Origin of the sequence: Micromonospora yasonensis (assembly GCF_026013475.1) — a bacterium.
Classification (GTDB): domain Bacteria; phylum Actinomycetota; class Actinomycetes; order Mycobacteriales; family Micromonosporaceae; genus Micromonospora; species Micromonospora yasonensis.
In genome coordinates, this window is the sequence record NZ_JAPDPH010000047.1 from 22,559 (window position 1) to 39,503 (window position 16,945).

Sequence of the window (16,945 nt, forward strand, 5' to 3'; positions counted from 1 at the left end):
CCCCCTGGTCGGGGCGGGTGCGCGTGCCCGTCCCGACCCACCGGGCTGCTCTGCTGTCGTACCGCTGAACAGAGCTGCGGCGGCGGGGCGGGCGGGTCGTCCGCGGCCGGCGTGTGGACGGCCCGCCCTTCCAGACCCACCGCACCGACCCTCCGCGCTTCCGCCTGCCCCGGAAAGGACCGACGTGACCCAGGTGTATCGATCCGGCCAGCTCTACGGGACCGGCCAGCCGGCCCGGTTGACCCCGCACGAGGTGCGGACCCGCACGTTCGCCCCGCGCCGCCGGGGCGTCGACGCTGATCAGGTACACGAGTTCCAGGCCCTGGTCGCCGACGAGCTGACCGACCTCCACCGGCGGGTACGCCTGCTCACCGAGGAGAACGACCGGCTCAAGCGGGCCCTGCGGGACTGGCAGACCATGCACGCCCGCGAGTGCCGGCCACCGAACGAGGGTCACTGGTAGCGGTGCAGCCGCAACCAGGTGATCTGCTGCGGATCGACGGCCGAGCCTCGGTGCAGTTCGCCGGCGACCGCGCCCTGACCCTCCGGGTCGTGTCGGTCGGTCCCGAGCTGACGTACACCGGTTGGGTCTGGCTGACCGGCTACGTCATCGACCGGCGCGGCCAGGCGGTCGAGCGCCGCAAGATCTTCGTCCAGATCGCCGGCCTCCGCCGCGCCGCCACCGTTCCATCCCCGAGCCGCTCCCGAGCCACCCGCCCCCATGCTTCCCGACGTGACCAGGGTGACGGGAGAGCAGCTCGCGACGGCTCGGGGGTGCGTACGCGGGCTGAGGCGCGGTGACGCAGCGGTGTCCTCATCTCTCCCTGAGCCACCGGTACGCGGTCCTCAGCGTCGGCACGACCGTCTCGTACAGGTACGGCGCGCTGGTCAGTCGCCCCCAGTGGTCGGCCTTCCTCATCGCCGACGGATGAGTAAACGCGGCAACGAGCGTGTCGATGCCGGCGATTCGTGCCTGCTCCAGGTGCGGTGCGATCTGCCGACGACGACTCATCAGTGCGGTGAGCGCCGTGTAGACCGGGACGCCCTGGACAATGCAGAGGGTCGGCTCGAGGACCTTGATGGTGGCGGCCATGTGAGGCGAGCAGTTCCGGCTCATCGTCGCATTGCCCAGCGACCTGCTCGTGCCGCTGACCACCGCAGAGCACAACCGCATGTTGGCCATGGCATAGGCGTCGAAGAGGTGCACCCGGGTACCCGTGCTCTCGAAGCGGAGATGTTCACCGTCGCGATCGGCTCCGGGATCGCGGCCGACGGCGAGCCGCAAGGCGCTGGTGACTCCACGCATGTGCGGGTTCCGCGCGGTGAACGCCAGGCTCGCGGATTTCATCACCTCGGCGTGCCGCTCCTTCAGCGTCACGCTTTCGCGTGCGCGTCCGGTCTCCATCGCGATGACCAGGGTCCGCATCGGCACCAAGTCAAGCATCAGGTCGTAGTGGTGGCCCACATGCGACAACTGCCCAGCGGCGAACGCCGCATCGGGGCGCGGAGCCCTGCCTTGACCACCCAGGGCGCTCTGTCGACAGCTGCCCAGCCTCGGGCAGACGCATGTCCCGGACGGGGACAGGACGTGCTCGTGCATGTATTGGCCAAGTTGGTCAATACGAGTGGCGGCGGCAACGGTGTTGCTGGTGACGATCATGCCGGCGGCCCCTCTGCCGAGGCCGACGCACCACGCTGCCGTACGGAGGTCGCCATGACGAAAAGTTAGCGATGCGTCACTGGTGAGGCCAGTGCCCAGAGCCAAGAATCAACCTCATGACCGAGACGCTGCACCAGTTGGCTGCATTGCTACAGGCACGCGACGACCTGGACGTCCGGATCGCGGCACTCACCGGACGGTCGGCCCGCCCAGGCGACATCGGCGAGTTCATCGCCGCGCAGGTCTTCGACATCGAGCTGGCCGGTACGGGCATCCAGGCCGGCTATGACGGCACCTTCCGCTCCGGTCCAAACGCCGGGCGTACTAAGCAGCGGGGGAACGTGATCCCGAACGGGCAAGTACACCGCGCGGTGGGGCAAGTCATGAACTACCTTGTTGCACTCGACGAGGACCGCATCCGCATCCTCGACCAGCACGGCATCGACGTCCGACGAGCTGCCGCAACCGTAATCATCGGACATCCCGACTTTCAAGCAGGAATTCAGGAGGAGAAGATCAACGAAGCCCTACGCACATACGGCAGTCATCTCGCCCGCGTCGAAGTGATCACATACAAGCAGTTGCTTGATGGAGCGACTAGAGCGCTGAGCCTGAACTGACCGCCGCTACTGCGTGCCGAGGAGCGAGCCTACCTCGCCAGGCTTCACGCGCTGACGGCGCTCGGGTGGGCGTTGAGGACCCAGGCGTCCGGCAGCGAGATCCACTCGTTGTCGTCCACCGGGCTTCCTGCATGACGGAGATCCTAGGCCCACTCCGCCCGCACCCCGGCTTGCCAGGCTGTGCTGTGCCGCCCGCGCGGCTGACGCCGGCCACCCTGCCGCCTTGTTAGCGTGGAACGACGGATCGCCGCCGGAGGCCGGCGGGGATTCGCACACCCCTCACCCGACCACCCCGGGCCGCCCGACGTACCACCGGCGATGCCTCGGGAGGGAAGGCTGCTCCGACCACGGGAGGGGTGCGATGACCGGGACGTCCGACGACGGCACCGGAGCCGGCCGGACGGATGACGCCGGCGAGCCGGCCGGCCTCGGCGGCACTGCGATACCCGACCCGTCGCGGGGTGCGCGGCCGGCCGGCCGCTGGCGCAGCCGCTGGCGCGACCACGCGGCGAGGCTACGCGACCAGGCGCGGGAGCGCGCGAACGAGTGGTGGCCGAAGGTCCGCCCCCTGCTGGATCAGTTTCGCTGGTCGGACGAGCCGCAGCCCGCCGTGACGATCGTCGACCGGCGGGTTCCCCCGGCCCTGCTGGTGCCGGCGCAGGGCCAGGTATACGGCTTCGTGGTCCGGGCCACCTTCACCTGGTCCTCCGATGCGGTGCGGCCGGAACTGTTCGGCTGGTACGTCGACTACTTCCAGCCGCTGGCCACCCAGCGGCTGCGGCGCATCGCCGCCAGGTGCGCCCGGGAGACGCCGCCGCACCGCCCGCGAGAGGTGGAGAACGCCCTGTACGAGGCGTTGACCGGCGACGACGCGCCCCCGTGGCGGTACGAGCGGGGCGAGGTCGCGTTCACCTGCGAGCTGGACGTGTCGGTGCACCTCGACGAGCGGGTCCGCCGGCTGCTCCAGCCGTACTGGGACCGGCGCATCGCGCTGGAGTGCGAGCGCGACCTCGACCGGCGGCGCGCGGAGTACGAGGAGGAACGGAACCGGCGCGGGCCGGCGGACCAGGACGCGCCGTCGACATCCGACCGGAACGAGCGTCCGCCGCACCAGCGGGAGGCCGGAGCCGGCGGTGAGTCGCGCGGGCCGGGTGGGCGGAGTGGGCCGGGCTGGCGGGTTCCCCGGCCGGACTCCCCGGTGGAGCAGTTCACCCCGCTCGAACCCCTCCTGCCGCCGCCCGCCCCGCGACCACCGCGTTCCGCGCCCGGGCCGCGTTCGGCGCCGGCGCAGCCCGGCGAGAAGGCGTCGGGCGACCCGGAGCACCCCGGGCCGCCCGACCACTGAACCGGCGGATCTGCAGTTGTTGGTGCTGGTCTGGTTGCGCTTGAGGTAGTCGGACCAGGTGACCCCCTGGATCACCGAGACCACCACACTGCCGTCCCCGGCGCCCCGGCCTGCGCGGCAGGGCCGCCGGGGGCGCTCCCCAGCAGATCCCGGGCCCGGCGCAGACACGCCCGCTCGGCGGCGTTGCCGGTGTGGTCGATCGCCGCCTGGTACGCCCCTCGGCGAGGTCGATGTCGCCGAGGACGCGGACCAGGACGGCGACCGCGCGGGTACGCGATGGTGCCGGCCGCGCCGGGCCAGGGGCAACACCATTCCCATCGCAGAGAAAAACTTCCATGTATCTATTGCAAGATTTCTCCGGTGTGTGTCGTAATACTGGCAGTTCCTTTCGTCAGACTCCCGCCGCCGGAAGGCGGCAACCCCCAGGGAGGAAACATGCCCCGTCCCCTGCGATCGGCGCTGCGTACGGCCGGCGTCGCCCTGCTCACCACCGTCGCGATGGCCGCCTCGGCCCTGGTCGGAGCGACGCCCGCCAGCGCCGCGCCGGCCGGCCTGCCCGGCATGGACGTCTCCAGCTGGCAGGGCAACGTGAACTGGTCCGCCGCCTGGAACAACGGCGCCCGCTTCGCGTACGTCAAGGCCACCGAGGGCACCGGCTACACCAACCCGTACTTCGCCCAGCAGTACAACGGCTCCTACAACGTCGGCATGATCCGCGGGTCGTACCACTTCGCCCGGCCGGACGTGTCCAGCGGCGCCACCCAGGCCAACTACTTCGTCGACCACGGCGGCGGCTGGTCCAAGGACGGCAAGACCCTGCCGGGCGCGCTCGACATCGAGTACAACCCGTACGGCTCGACCTGCTACGGGCTGAGCCAGGCTTCGATGCGTAGCTGGATCGCCTCGTTCGTCAACCAGTACTACGCCCGCACCGGCCGGTGGGCCACCATCTACACCACCACCGACTGGTGGACCACCTGCACCGGCAACACCTCGCAGTTCGCCGCCAACAACCCGCTCTGGATCGCGCGCTACGCCAGCACCGTCGGCACCCTGCCGGCCGGCTGGCCGACGTACTCGTTCTGGCAGTGGGCCTCCTCCGGCACCTTCCCCGGTGACCAGAACGTCTGGAACGGCACCCTGGACCGGCTCAAGGTGCTGGCCTGCAACGGACCCTGCTGATCCCGTTCCGGTGGCGGGCTGCTCGTTCCGGCCACTCCGGCTCGGCGTCTCTGACGCCACGCCGCGGCCCGGAGCAGCCGCCCGCCACCGGCGGCGTCCGTACCCCTGAGGAGGCCCCGATGTCCGTCCCCGTCCCCCGACGGGCCGTGCTGCGCGGCGCGGTCCTGCTCGGCGCCGCCGCCGGCACGACCGCGCTGACCCAGTTCGGCGACGACCGCGGCGCGCGGGCCGTCGCCACCCCGGTCGACCAGCCGGTGATCGCCAACTGCGCCACCTGGAGCGCCCGCCCGCCCAAGTCCGCCGTGACCGTGGTGCAGAGCCGCCCCAACAAGATCATCATCCACCACACGGCGTTCGCGAACACCACCGACTACAGCCTCGCCTACGCCTACCAGAACTCGCGCGACATTCAGAACCTGCACATGGACACCAACGGCTGGCTCGACTCCGGGCAGCACTTCACCAACAGCCGCGGCGGCTACCTGACCGAGGGCCGGCACGGCAGCCTGTACGCCCTGTTGCACGGGCAGACCATGGTCCAGGGCGCGCACTGCGTCGGGCAGAACAGCCAGGCCATCGGCATCGAGAACGACGGCACCTACCTCAACGTGCAGCCGCCGCAGGCGCAATGGGACAGCCTGGTCTGGTTCTGCGCGTTCACCTGCCAGCAGTACGGCATCCCGGCCAGCGAGATCTACGGGCACAAGGACTTCAACAGCACCCAGTGCCCCGGGCTGCTGCACGACCGGCTGCCCGAGCTGCGCAGCACCGTCGCCGCGCGGCTCGGCGGCTGACCGGCGGCGGGACGCCCCGCCCGCCGGCGCGACTCACCCCACCCGAAGATCCCGCTCGATCCTGGATCGAGCGGGATCTTCGGCGTCGGAGGGTGCCCGGCACGCCGCCACCGACAGTGCTCGCTTATATAAGCTGCATCTGATACAAAGGGCAGGTGCACGCCTTCGACGTCCTCGGGGACCCGGTCCGCCGCCGGATCCTGGAGCTGCTGGCCGAGGGCGAGCAGACCGCCGGCACGCTCGGCGCGACCGTCCAGCGGGAGTTCGGGATCAGCCAGCCAGCCGTGTCGCAGCACCTCAAGGTACTGCGGGAGCACGGTTTCACCACCGTGCGGCCCGAGGGCACCCGCCGCCTCTACGCGGTGGACCCGGAGCCGCTGCGGCAGGTCGACGAGTGGCTGGCCGGCTTTCGTCGGTTCTGGACACCGCCGCTGTCGGCGCTCGCCACCGAACTGGCCCGCGGCCGGCGGGAACGGCGGCTGCGCGAGGACACCACAGACGAGAGGACCACGCCATGATCAATGTGACCGGACAGATCAGCGCCGTCGAGCGCCGGATCGGCAGCCGTACGCTGCCCGCCGGCCAGGCCCGCGTGCTGACCATCAGCCAGACGTACGACGCGCCGGTGCAGGACGTCTGGGACGCCTGCACCAACGCCGAGCGGATCCCGCGCTGGTTCCTGCCCGTCTCGGGTGAGCTGAGAGTCGGCGGGCGCTACCAGCTGGAGGGCAACGCCAGCGGCACGGTCGAGCGGTGCGACCCGCCGCACAGCTTCGCCGCCACCTGGGAGTTCGGCGGGGAGGTGAGCTGGATCGAGGTGCGGCTCAGCGAGGCCGGCGCCGGGCGTACCCGGTTCGAGCTGGAGCACGTGGCGCACGTCGACGACCAGCGTTGGGCCGAGTACGGGCCGGGTGCGGTCGGCATCGGCTGGGATCTCGCCCTGCTCGGCCTCGCCTCCCACCTCGCCGCCGACGGCAGCGGGGTCGACCCGGCGGCGGCCGCCGCCTGGGCCGGCTCCGATGAGGGCCGCCGCTTCATGACGGAGGCCAGCGGGCGCTGGACCGAGGCCAGCGTGGCCGCCGGCACCCCGGCAGACGAGGCCCGTGCCGCCGGTGACCGGGTCACTACGTTCTACACCGGCATCCCCACGCCGTGACTCGGTGCCGCGTTGCCGCTCGTACAGAGGGCCGGGAAACGCGGCGGCACAGTATCGGTACCCTCCGGCACACTGTCGATCATGCCGATCCGATCCGTCGCCGAGTTGCGCGGCGCCGTCCGCTCCGGACAGCGGGTGAAGTACCTGCACTTCTGGGGGCATCGTCCGCAGCGTGACGGCAGCATCGGCGCCGGCTGCCTGAGCCAGTGGTGGCCGGCGCCGTTCGCCGTCGACGGCCGGACGTACGCCACCGCCGAACACTGGATGATGTGGCACAAGGCTGTGCTGTTCGGCGACAACGACGTGGCCGGCCGGATCCTCGCCACCGCCCACCCGCACCAGGTCAAGTCCCTGGGCCGGCAGGTGCGCGGCTTCGACGAGGAAACCTGGGTGGCCCGCCGCTACGAGATCGTGGTGGCCGGCAGCGTGGCCAAGTTCGGCCAGCACGAGGGGCTGAAACGGTTCCTGCTGGGCACCGGGGACCGGGTGCTGGTGGAGGCGAGCCCGGTGGACCGCATCTGGGGCATCGGCCTGGCCGCCGACGACCCGCGGGCGAGTGACCCGGGACGGTGGCGGGGCGAGAACCTGCTCGGCTTCGCCCTGATGGACGCCCGCGACGCCCTGCACGAGGAGCGCCGGGGCGTGAGCGGGGGCGACGGCTGACGGGCGGCGCGTCGGGCGGGTAACGTGCAGCGGCGTGACCAGCGCACCGTACTCGCACTGCTCCTACTGCGGCGTGGCCTACCCGGCGGGCGCCGGCTGGCCCAGGATCTGCGCGGGCTGCGGCGAGACGGTGTGGCGCAACCCGCTGCCCGTCGCGGTGGCCGTGCTGCCGGTCCGGACGCCGGCCGGCCTCGGCGTGGTGGTGGTCCGCCGGGACATCGAGCCGGCTCGCGGCGAGCTCGCCCTCCCCGGCGGCTTCGTCGAGTACGGCGAGGAGTGGTCCGAGGCGCTGGTCCGGGAGCTGCGCGAGGAGACCGGCCTGCTGGCCGAGGCCGACGAGGCGCGGCTGTTCGCGGTGCACGGCGCGCCGGCCGGCGGCACCATGATGGTCTTCGGTGTGCTGCCCGAGCGGGCGCTGGGCGATCTGCCGCCGTCCGCGCCGACCGAGGAGGCCACCGAGTGGCTGGTCCTCACCGAGCCGGCCGAGCTGGCCTTCTCCACGCACACCCGGGTGCTGGCCGATTTCCTCAGCGCCGAGCGCGCGGGCTGAGCCGACGCCGGTCATCGCCGGCTGACCCGCCGGTGGAATCAGGGGCGGAGGTAGGCGGGCGGGACGGTGTCGGTGAGCCAGACGCCGTTTTCGCTGCGGTAGAAGACGAACCCGTTCTCGGCCATCGCGGCGGCCTCCACGGTGAGGATCACCACCGTGCCGGCCCGGCGGGCCCCGATCCGGCGGGCGGTCGCCACGTCCGGCGACAGGTGCACGTGGTGCCGGCGGCCCGGGCGCAGCCCCTCGACCCGGATCGCCGGCAGCACGCTGTCGCTGGTGCCGTGGAAGAGCAGCTCGGGCGGGGCGGTCGGGGCCAGGCCGAGGTCGACCGGCACGGAGTGCCCCTGGCTGGCCCGGATCCGGTCGACGCCGTCGGCGCCGCGCGTCACGGCGAAGCGCTGTTTGTCGTTCCCGGCGACCGCGGCGTCGAGGTCGGCGCGGCTGATCCGGAGCGCGGCGAGCAGGTCGGCGACCGGCACCCAGCCGGCCCGGTCGAGCGTCAGCCCGAACCGGTCCGGTCGGTGCCGCAACGCCAGGGACATCCGCTTGCTCACCCGGACCAGGTCACGATGATCCACGCCGCCAGTGTGACCGACCGACGGGCAAGCGCTGACTCCCCGCGCCGCCGCAGGAAGCCCCTGCTCAGGCGGCTGCCCGGTCCGCGAGCGGCCGTCGCCTGCGCGCCGGGTCGGTGAGCACGGGCGGGGCCCAGGCCCCGTCCGGCTGGTAGAGGTTGGCCCCGGGCGGGACGATCTCGTCGATCCGGTCGAGCACCGCGTCCTCCAGGGTGAGCGACGCGCCACCGAGCAGACCGTCCAGCTGCGCCATGGTGCGCGGACCGATGATCGCCGAGGCGACCGCGGGGTGCGCCACGGTGAACGCGACGGCCAGTTCCGGAAGGGTGCAGCCCACCTCGTCGGCGAGCGCGACCAGTGCCTCCACGGCGGCGTACTTGGCGGTGTTGCCGGGCAGCGCCGGGTCGAACCGGGCCGGGGTGAGGGCCGGCCGCCCGGTGGTGAGATCGACCGCCCGGCCCTGCCGGTACCGCCCGGAGAGGAATCCGGAGGCCAGCGGGCTCCAGACCAGGACGCCCATGCCGTACCGCTGGCAGACCGGAAGCACCGCGGTCTCGACGCCCCGGGCCAGGATCGAGTACGGCGGCTGCTCGGTCCGGAACCGGCCGAGCGCCCGCCGTTCCGCGACGTGGTGCGACTCGACGATCTCCTCGGCGGGGAAGGTGGAACAGCCGAAGGCGCGGATCTTGCCGGCCCGGACCAGGTCGGTCAGCGCGCCCAGCGTCTCCTCGACGTCCGTGGTGTGGTCCGGGCGGTGCACCTGGTAGAGGTCGATCCAGTCGGTGCCGAGGCGGCGCAGGCTCTCCTCGACCTCCCGGACGATCCAGCGCCGCGAGTTGCCGCCCCGGTTCGGCCCCTCCCCCATCGGGAAGTGCACCTTCGTGGCCAGGACCACGTCGTCGCGCCGGCCCTTCAGCGCCTTGCCGACGATGACCTCCGACTCGCCGGCGGAGTACATGTCGGCGGTGTCCACGAAGTTCACGCCCCGGTCGAGGGCGGCGTGCACGATGCGTACGCAGTCGTCGTGGTCGGGGTTGCCGACCGCGCCGAACATCATGGTGCCGAGACAGTGGACGCTCACCTCGATGCCGGTGCCGCCGAGGACGCGGTAGCGCATGCGGATACTCCCTGGGATGACGCCGCGCTGACCGGGCGGCGGCCGGTCCCGCAACGCTAGGAATTCGAGTGCGCTCGAAGTCAACCGGTGGCCACTCGGCCGGCGTGTCGGCCGAGAGCCCGACCGGCGTGTCGCGCCCGGAGGCCCACGTCCAAGGGGTGGGCGATCTCGGGTCGCGTCGCGCGTGCCCGTCCCGGGTGGCAGGCTGGTGGAGTCGCCGGCAGCGGGGCGACGACGGCCCGCTGGCAGACCCGTCGTGAAGGAGAAGATCGACCCGATGGCTGTGGACGTCACCACCACGGACGAATGGCAGGCGCTGCGCAAGCACGCCGAGGCGATGCGCGGCACGCACCTGCGGGAACTGTTCGCCGCCGACGGGCAGCGGGGTGAGCGGCTCACCGGCGAGGTCGCCGACCTGCACGTGGACTACAGCAAGAACCTGGTCACCGACGAGACCATGGCCCTGCTCACCACGCTCGCCGGGCGGGTCCGGCTGAGCGACCGGATCGCCGCCATGTTCGCCGGGGAGCACATCAACTCCACCGAGGACCGCGCCGTCCTGCACACCGCGCTGCGCCTGCCGCGCGACGCCTCGCTGATGGTCGACGGGCAGGACGTGGTCGCCGACGTGCACGCCGTGCTGGACCGGATGTCCGCCTTCGCCGACCGGGTCCGCTCGGGCACCTGGCGGGGCCACACCGGCGAGCGGATCAGCACCGTGGTCAACATCGGCATCGGCGGCTCCGACCTCGGACCGGTGATGGCGTACGAGGCGCTCAAGGCGTACCGGGACGCCGGGATCACCTGCCGGTACGTGTCCAACATCGACCCGACCGACATCCACGACAAGACCACGGACCTGGACCCGGCCAGCACCCTGTTCGTCGTGGTCTCCAAGACCTTCTCCACGCAGGAGACCCTGGCCAACGCCAACCAGGCGCGGCGTTGGCTGCTCGCCGGGCTGGACGCCGACGAGTCGGCCGTCGCCCGGCACTTCGTCGCGGTCAGCACCAACGAGCAGCGGGTCCGCGACTTCGGCATCGACCCGGCGAACATGTTCGGCTTCTGGGACTGGGTGGGCGGCCGGTACTCGTTACCCTCCGCGGTCGGCCTGTCGGTGATGCTGGCCATCGGCCCGGACCGGTTCCGGGAGATGCTCGCCGGCTACCACGCCGTAGACGAGCACTTCCGCAGCGCGCCGGTCGAACGGAACGTGCCGGCCCTGCTGGGCCTGCTCAACGTCTGGTACACCGACTTCCTCGACGCCGAGACGCACGCGGTGCTGCCGTACGCCCAGTACCTGCACCGGTTCCCGGCGTACCTGCAGCAGCTCACCATGGAGAGCAACGGCAAGTCGGTGACCCGCGACGGCACGCCGGTGACGTACCCGACCGGGGAGATCTTCTGGGGTGAGCCGGGCACCAACGGCCAGCACGCCTTCTATCAGCTGATCCACCAGGGGACGCGGCTGATCCCGGCGGACTTCATCGCGTTCAGCCAGCCCAACCACGACCTCGGCGACATGCACGACCTGTTCATGTCCAACTTCTTCGCGCAGACCGCCGCGCTGGCGTTCGGGCGGACGAAGGAGCAGGTCGAGGCGGAGGGCACGGCGGCGCCCGTGGTGCCGCACCGGGTGATGCCGGGCAACCACCCGAGCACCTCGATCATCGCGCCGAAGCTGACCCCGGCCACGCTCGGCCAGCTGATCGCCCTCTACGAGCACATCGTCTTCACCGAGGCCGCGGTCTGGGACATCAACGCGTTCGACCAGTGGGGCGTGGAGCTGGGCAAGGTGATGGCCAACCAGCTCGCGCCGAAGCTGACCGGGAGCGCGCCGGACCTGGGCGACGTGGACTCCTCCACCGCCGCCCTGATCCGCCGCTACCGCGCCCAGCGCGGCCGCGACTGACGCCCGCCGGCGGCCCCCGGGCGACCGACCGGGGGCCGCGTCCCGGCCCCTCCGCCGCTCAGCCGCCGGCCCCGGCCGGCGGCGCCTCCAGGCGGCCGGAGCAGCGGCCGTCGACCGGCTCGGGCCGTTGCCGGGGCATCATCCAGTCCAGCGCGGTCTGCTCGACCGGCCAGCCGTGCACGGTGACCCCGCTGACCGGCAGCCGTTCCGGGCCGGGGCAGAGGAGCTGCGCGCGTACCTGCTCGTTGGGCACGAACCGCACCCGGCCACGCTGGTCCAGCAGGATGGTCATCCGATCGGTCACGGTGATCGCCTGGCCGGGCACCACCTCCACGGCAGCGGCCGGCGGCGGGGGCCCGACCTCGACGGCCACCGAGGGCAGCAGCGGCACCCGCAGGAACACGGTGCCGGTCACCAGCGGTACGACCGCGGCCACCACGTAGGACGCGAGCTGGGTCAGCAGCGGCGCGGACCGGCGCGGGATCGGCCCGGTCAGCACCACGGCCGCCGCCGGCGGCACGCCCAGCAGCGCCGCGGTGGCCAGCTCACCGTGCCGCAGCGCGGCGACGATCGCCGGGGCCAGCCAGACGTACGCGGCCAGGCCGACCAGCAGCGGCAGCACGAGACCGAGGCCGAGCAGCAGGTCCGCCCGGTCCGGGTACCGGTGCCGGACGCGCAGCCCGATCAGCCAGAGCACGATCATCAGCAGCGCGGGCAGGAACCGCATCTGCCAGGTGAGCGCCGCCAGCACCGACGCCGCCGCGAGCACCCAGCCGGGAGTACGCGCGGTGGCGTACGCCAGCAGCGAGCGGTCCGGGTCGAACCGCGCCGGGGCGCTGACCCGCAGCACCGAGCCGAGCACGGCGGTGCCGAGAACTACCAGCGGGAACGCCCAGACCAGCGCGATGAGCAGCGCGCTGAGCAGGCCGAGCGGGGTGACGTACTGCACCAGCAACAGCATGGTCGGCATGTCCTGCCGGCTGAGCTGCCACAGCCGCAGCACCAGCAGGAGGACCGGGAACGCCGGCAGCAGCGTCAGCAGCCACTGCTGCCCCTGCCGCGCGCCCGGGCGGCGCGGCGGGCCGCCCGACGGGCGGGATCCGAGGGGACGAGGACCATCGACTCCCACGGCCACTGGCGTACCTTCACCTTCCGACACTGCGGCTGCTGCCCCACCGCCACCTGCTGAGGCCCGTTGGCAGGCTGCTCCCGGGCCAGGTTGGCCTCGAAGGCCGCGTCCCACGCGTCGCGCCCCGGACGGGTGGCCGCCTGGTAGAGGGAGAAGTCCACCAGCTCCTTCATCGCGCGGTTCGGGCCGGTGTTCACCCCCCACTGCTCCTCCAGATCCTCGCCGATGTCCCAGTGCCGCAGCGGCTTCACGCCGTGCAGCGGGTTCTTCGGTCGGGCGTCCGGCGCCGGCGGCGCCACGAAACCGGCGAGGATGGCCGCGTCCGTGGTCACCGCGTCGACGGTGCCGTCGTACAGCTCCTGCACGCACTCGCTGATCCGGTTCTTGCCGCTGGCCTCGGCCCCGTACGCCCGCAGCCGCTGCTCGGACGTGGACGTGGCCAGCGTGCAGACCCGGCGGCCGCGCAGGTCGCCCAGCCCGTCGACCCGGCCGGGGTAGCCGCGCAGGGTCAGCACCGACTGTTCGGTCGTGAGGTAGGGCTCGGAGAAGACGACGCCCTGTTCCCGTCGCTGCTGCGTGATGCTGTAGGAGGCGATGACCAGGTCGACGGTGACGAACGTCTTCCCGTCGTTGGCCTGCCGGCGGGCCCGGTCCTCGCTCTCCATCGACAGGAACCGCACCTGCCGGCGCTTGAACCCCAGGTCACTCGCGATCATGTACGCGATGTCGATGTCGAAGCCGCGGTAGCTGCCGTCCTCCATCAGCTGCGAGACGCCGGGCTGGTCGTCCTTGACCCCGATCAGCAGCTCCTGCTTGCCGTCCAGGCCGGCCTGGCTGCGCAGCTCGGCAAGGGTGGGCGGCCCGGTGGCGGTGACCACGCCGACCACCGCGGCGGCCAGCACCACCAGCACCACCAGCAGGGCCGACAACCGCAGCTGCCGGAACCGGGAGACCCCGCGCGGGGTGACGACCGGCTCGGGACTCTCGACGCCCGGTTCGCTGATCTGACTCACGTCCACCCTCCCGTCGTCGCCCGATGCGCAGTCCATTGTGGGGGATCGGGTACAGCCGGCCGGCGGGCCGGTGGGCGGGCGTCAGGGGGGTCAGTCGCGCAGCAGGTCGGCGTGGGCGGCGCGGAGCCGGGCGAGGGTCGGATCGCCGACGGGGGCCCGGCGGTCCAGCTCGGCCCAGACCTCGGCGAGGGCGTCGGTGAGCGCGCGCCGCTCGGCCGCGTGCCGCCGGCTGCTCTGCCGGTGCAGCTCCTCCAGCCGGCGGGACCAGCCGGCGCTGATCTCGGCGATCCGCTCGGCGTCGGCCCGGGCCTGTGCGGCCGTCCGGGCGGCGGGGGCGGGCACGATCGCGGCGATCGGGCGGGGGTCGCCGTCGCGGGTGACGACGGTGATGGTGTCGGTCAGCTCGGCGAGGGCGACGAGCTGGGTGAGCCGGGTGCGGACCTCGCGCAGCGGCAGGGCGCGCGGCTGGGGGGACCGGTCGGCCAGTGCGGGGGCAGCCATGGACACATGTTCACGTCCGGGTACGACAAAACTGCGCCGCGTGGCCGGGATAGGGTCGCCCGGTGGCGATCATCATCCATCGCGGCGCGACGTTGACGCCGCACTTCCGTGACTTCCTGCCCGGCTGGGTGGCCCGGCAGCCGTGGTTCCGGGGCACCGCTGTCCCGCAGCTCACGCCGGTGGGCTACTTCCGGTTCGCGGACCCGGCCGGGGCGGTGGGGGTGGAGACCCACCTGCTGCGCGACGGAGCCACGCTGTACCAGGTACCGCTGACCTACCGGGACGCGCCGTACGACGACGCGGCGCTGGTGGCCACCGCCGAGCACAGCGTCCTGGGCACCCGGTGGATCCACGACGCCACCGCCGACCCGGTGTGGATCGCGGAGTTGCTGCGGCTGGTGGCGACCGAGGACGTCTCGGAGCCCAGTGGGAAACCCGGGGTTGGCCCGGCCGAGGCACGCGGAAGGCGGCTCTCGCCGGGCCCGCTCGCGCCGGAGTCGGTCCGGATCGCGCTGCGCCGGGTGCTCACCCCCGGCACGGAGCTGGTCGAGGGCGGCGCGCTCGGCGTGGTGACCGGCACCTGGCACCCGGACGGCCCGGAGTCCACGCCGGTGAGCGGGTGCCTCGCCGTGCTGCGGCCGGCGGCCGACGCCGAGCGGTCCGGGTAGCCGGCGTCAGGCCTGCCACTCCGGGGCCAGCACCGACCAGACCTCCATGTCGGCCCGGCCTGTCGGCGTCGGGACGGCCGCGCGCAGGACGCCGTCGCGGCTCATGCCCAGCCGCCGCGCGACCGCGATGCTGCGCTCGTTGCCGGCCTTGGTCACCCACTCCACGCGGTGGATGCCGCGCTCCCGGATCGCCCAGTCGATGATCACGCGGGCGGCGCGGGTGACCAGGCCCCGGCCCTCAGCCGCCTGCTCCAGCCAGCAGCCCGCCTCGCAGACGCCGGTGGTGGTGTTGAGGGAGACGAACAACACCCCGCCGACCAGGGTGCCGCGCTGCCAGATGCCCCAGATGCCGCCGTCGTCGCGCGCCCACCGGTCGGCGTAGTTCTGCAGCACCTTGCGGGCGGACTCGGCGTCGGTGGCCACGAAGGACGCGCCCACCCAGGGGGAGATGTGCTCCCGGCACCGGTCGAGGTTGGCGAGGAACTCGTCGGAGTGCCACGGCTCGAGTGGCCGCAGCTCGGCGTCGTCGGTCAGCGGGAGGGAGAACACGGGAGGGAACCTAGCAGGCCGCGGTGCCGCGGATCTTGACGGCCGGCGCGGCTCAGATGACGAAGTGCGTCCAGTAGGTCAGCCAGACCGCGAACAGCACGCCCTGCAGCAGCGCCAACCCGGCCACCAGCCAGGCGTCGACGGGCGGCCGGTGGGCCCAGCGGGCGAGCACCAGGGCGACCGGGAACGCGGCGAGCAGGTAGCGCAGCAGGCTCTTGTAGACGGGCGTACCCATGGACAGCGGCACCAGCACCACGATCAACGTGTAGACCAGGTACGGCAGCAGCCGCGACCGACGCAGGCCGACCAGCGCGACCACCAGCATCGCCACCGCGATCCAGACCCGGAACGCGTCGGCCGGGTTGCCGTCGGTCAGCCCGTGCCAGGCCACCGGCACCGGGTTCTGCACCCGGATCCCCCAGCCCCGCTCCTGGGCGTGCTGGTAGGCGAACCAGTCGCCGCTCTGCCAGCGACAGAACGCCATGAAGGTCCCCCAGCCAGCCGGGACGAGCAGCAGCGGCCAGCCCAACCGCAGGTAGCGCGGCAGGGCGCGCGGCGTGAACCGCCAGCCGTGCTGGCGCAGCAGCACCAGGGCGAGCGGGAGCACCACCAGGAAACCGACCGAGCGGCTCAGCGCCAGGAAGTAGCCGACGATCCCGACCACCAGCCAGCGGCGCTGCTCGGCGTACCAGAAGGCGGCCAGGGCGAGGCAGACGAAGAGCGACTCGGTCAGCGCCGCCTGGAACAGGAACGCGGTCGGCAGCAGGAGGAGATAGCGGGTGAACCGGCGTCCGCCCGCCGGGTCGTCGCCGTCCACGCCGAGCAGCCGGCCGCCGAGCCGGTAGGCGTAGTAGAGCTGGAACACCAGCGCGACGTTGCTGACCAGCAGCAGCGCCCAGGCGGTGTGCCCGCCGAGCAGCGGCGCGAGCGGCCGGGCCAGGAACGGGTAGAGCAGCGGGAAGCCGAAGTCCCGCCAGGGCCGGTCCAACGGCAGCCGGGCCAGGTGGTCGTAGAGGAAGGAGTCCCAGGCGAACCAGAGCGAGAACCAGCGGTGCGGCGAGACGGCCTCCTGCTGGTCGCGCATCAGCGCCTCGGCGGCCGGCGGCGCGCCGGGCACCCCGTCCCAGGCGGCCAGCACGAGCACGCCGACCAGGGTGAGGACGAGCTTGCCGCCGACGAAGACGGCCAGCACGTAGCCCCACGGCGCGGGGACCCGCGCCGCCAGGTTACGGGCCGCCGACCGCAGCCGGCCGGCCCAGCGCGGCGCGGCGGGGCCACCCACCGGGTCGGCCACCCGCTCGTCCACCATCCCGCCCTCACCGATCGTCCCGCGACGCACCGGCCCGTATTCCCGGTTCGTCCCGGTCCACACCTCCCGGTGTGGCCGAGCCGATTCATCCCTTCGAGTCGGGTCCGGCGGGTGAGTCGGCCGGCGGGACGGGTAAGGGCGCTGCCGCAATCGGCACATTGGGGGGGGGGGGGGGGGGGGGGGGTGGGCGGGAGGGGGTCGG

The 16,945-nt window shown here is 72.7% G+C and carries 20 protein-coding genes; 12 read left to right on the forward strand and 8 right to left on the reverse strand.

What is annotated here, in order from left to right; genetic code table 11:
* Positions 1-184: 184 nt before the first annotated feature.
* Entirely contained in the window at positions 185-463 is a 279-nt protein-coding gene (locus ONA70_RS12875) for a DivIVA domain-containing protein (RefSeq protein WP_265006631.1), read from the forward strand.
* Between the two features lie 2 nt (positions 464-465).
* Positions 466-801, forward strand: a complete 336-nt coding sequence (locus ONA70_RS12880; RefSeq protein ID WP_265006632.1) for a hypothetical protein — start codon at positions 466-468, stop codon at positions 799-801.
* Positions 802-814: 13 nt separating this feature from the next.
* Here the strand turns inward: ONA70_RS12880 and ONA70_RS12885 are convergent, their stop codons facing one another.
* Positions 815-1,660 (reverse strand): hypothetical protein, encoded by an 846-nt coding sequence (locus ONA70_RS12885; protein WP_265006633.1) that lies wholly within the window; start codon positions 1,658-1,660, stop codon positions 815-817.
* 116 nt (positions 1,661-1,776) lie between these two features.
* Between ONA70_RS12885 and ONA70_RS12890 the strand changes: the two genes are divergently transcribed.
* From ONA70_RS12890 to ONA70_RS12925, 8 genes are all read left to right on the forward strand, one after another.
* Entirely contained in the window at positions 1,777-2,280 is a 504-nt protein-coding gene (locus ONA70_RS12890; protein ID WP_265006634.1) for a DUF4263 domain-containing protein, read from the forward strand.
* A gap of 361 nt (positions 2,281-2,641) precedes the next feature.
* Positions 2,642-3,625 carry a hypothetical protein gene (locus ONA70_RS12895; RefSeq protein ID WP_265006635.1) on the forward strand — a complete coding sequence of 328 codons (984 nt, stop codon included), beginning with the start codon at positions 2,642-2,644 and terminating at the stop codon, positions 3,623-3,625.
* Between the two features lie 435 nt (positions 3,626-4,060).
* The gene (locus tag ONA70_RS12900; protein ID WP_265006636.1) at positions 4,061-4,807 is read left to right on the forward strand and encodes a lysozyme; all 747 of its coding nucleotides are present in this window, start codon (positions 4,061-4,063) and stop codon (positions 4,805-4,807) included.
* A 119-nt stretch (positions 4,808-4,926) separates the two neighbouring features.
* Entirely contained in the window at positions 4,927-5,601 is a 675-nt protein-coding gene (locus ONA70_RS12905) for a peptidoglycan recognition protein family protein (RefSeq protein WP_265006637.1), read from the forward strand.
* Positions 5,602-5,756: 155 nt separating this feature from the next.
* Positions 5,757-6,119 carry an ArsR/SmtB family transcription factor gene (locus tag ONA70_RS12910; RefSeq protein ID WP_265006638.1) on the forward strand — a complete coding sequence of 121 codons (363 nt, stop codon included), beginning with the start codon at positions 5,757-5,759 and terminating at the stop codon, positions 6,117-6,119.
* Entirely contained in the window at positions 6,116-6,757 is a 642-nt protein-coding gene (locus ONA70_RS12915; protein WP_265006639.1) for an SRPBCC family protein, read from the forward strand. Before ONA70_RS12910 ends, ONA70_RS12915 begins: the two co-directional genes overlap by 4 nt.
* A gap of 81 nt (positions 6,758-6,838) precedes the next feature.
* Positions 6,839-7,420, forward strand: coding sequence for an NADAR family protein (locus ONA70_RS12920; protein WP_265006640.1), 582 nt, complete (start codon positions 6,839-6,841; stop codon positions 7,418-7,420).
* Positions 7,421-7,454: 34 nt separating this feature from the next.
* Positions 7,455-7,970 carry an NUDIX domain-containing protein gene (locus tag ONA70_RS12925; protein WP_265006641.1) on the forward strand — a complete coding sequence of 172 codons (516 nt, stop codon included), beginning with the start codon at positions 7,455-7,457 and terminating at the stop codon, positions 7,968-7,970.
* A gap of 38 nt (positions 7,971-8,008) precedes the next feature.
* Here ONA70_RS12925 and ONA70_RS12930 read toward each other — a convergent pair whose 3' ends face one another.
* Positions 8,009-8,548: an RNA 2'-phosphotransferase gene (locus ONA70_RS12930; RefSeq protein WP_265006642.1), complete on the reverse strand. Its 540-nt coding sequence runs from the start codon at positions 8,546-8,548 to the stop codon at positions 8,009-8,011.
* Between the two features lie 64 nt (positions 8,549-8,612).
* Positions 8,613-9,662 carry an aldo/keto reductase gene (locus ONA70_RS12935; RefSeq protein ID WP_265006643.1) on the reverse strand — a complete coding sequence of 350 codons (1,050 nt, stop codon included), beginning with the start codon at positions 9,660-9,662 and terminating at the stop codon, positions 8,613-8,615.
* A gap of 277 nt (positions 9,663-9,939) precedes the next feature.
* On the opposite strand from ONA70_RS12935, the gene pgi reads away from it, so the two are divergent.
* Entirely contained in the window at positions 9,940-11,574 is a 1,635-nt protein-coding gene (pgi, locus tag ONA70_RS12940; protein ID WP_265006651.1) for a glucose-6-phosphate isomerase, read from the forward strand.
* Positions 11,575-11,632: 58 nt separating this feature from the next.
* Here the strand turns inward: pgi and ONA70_RS12945 are convergent, their stop codons facing one another.
* From ONA70_RS12945 to ONA70_RS12955, 3 genes are all read right to left on the reverse strand, one after another.
* Positions 11,633-12,703 (reverse strand): hypothetical protein, encoded by a 1,071-nt coding sequence (locus tag ONA70_RS12945; RefSeq protein ID WP_265006644.1) that lies wholly within the window; start codon positions 12,701-12,703, stop codon positions 11,633-11,635.
* The gene (locus ONA70_RS12950) at positions 12,610-13,716 is read right to left on the reverse strand and encodes a transporter substrate-binding domain-containing protein (RefSeq protein ID WP_265006645.1); all 1,107 of its coding nucleotides are present in this window, start codon (positions 13,714-13,716) and stop codon (positions 12,610-12,612) included. The genes ONA70_RS12945 and ONA70_RS12950 overlap by 94 nt, the downstream gene beginning before the upstream one ends.
* 90 nt (positions 13,717-13,806) lie before the next feature.
* On the reverse strand, positions 13,807-14,217 hold the full coding sequence (locus tag ONA70_RS12955) for a type II toxin-antitoxin system Phd/YefM family antitoxin (RefSeq protein WP_265006646.1): 411 nt from the start codon (positions 14,215-14,217) through the stop codon (positions 13,807-13,809).
* Between the two features lie 62 nt (positions 14,218-14,279).
* Here ONA70_RS12955 and ONA70_RS12960 point away from each other — a divergent pair, with 62 nt between their 5' ends.
* Positions 14,280-14,885, forward strand: coding sequence for a maltokinase N-terminal cap-like domain-containing protein (locus ONA70_RS12960; RefSeq protein WP_265006647.1), 606 nt, complete (start codon positions 14,280-14,282; stop codon positions 14,883-14,885).
* A 6-nt stretch (positions 14,886-14,891) separates the two neighbouring features.
* Here the strand turns inward: ONA70_RS12960 and ONA70_RS12965 are convergent, their stop codons facing one another.
* Both ONA70_RS12965 and ONA70_RS12970 read right to left on the reverse strand, forming a co-directional pair.
* Entirely contained in the window at positions 14,892-15,434 is a 543-nt protein-coding gene (locus tag ONA70_RS12965; RefSeq protein ID WP_265006648.1) for a GNAT family N-acetyltransferase, read from the reverse strand.
* 52 nt (positions 15,435-15,486) lie between these two features.
* A complete protein-coding gene (locus tag ONA70_RS12970; protein WP_265006649.1) occupies positions 15,487-16,773 on the reverse strand; it encodes a hypothetical protein in 1,287 nt (428 codons plus the stop codon).
* Positions 16,774-16,945: the final 172 nt, after the last annotated feature.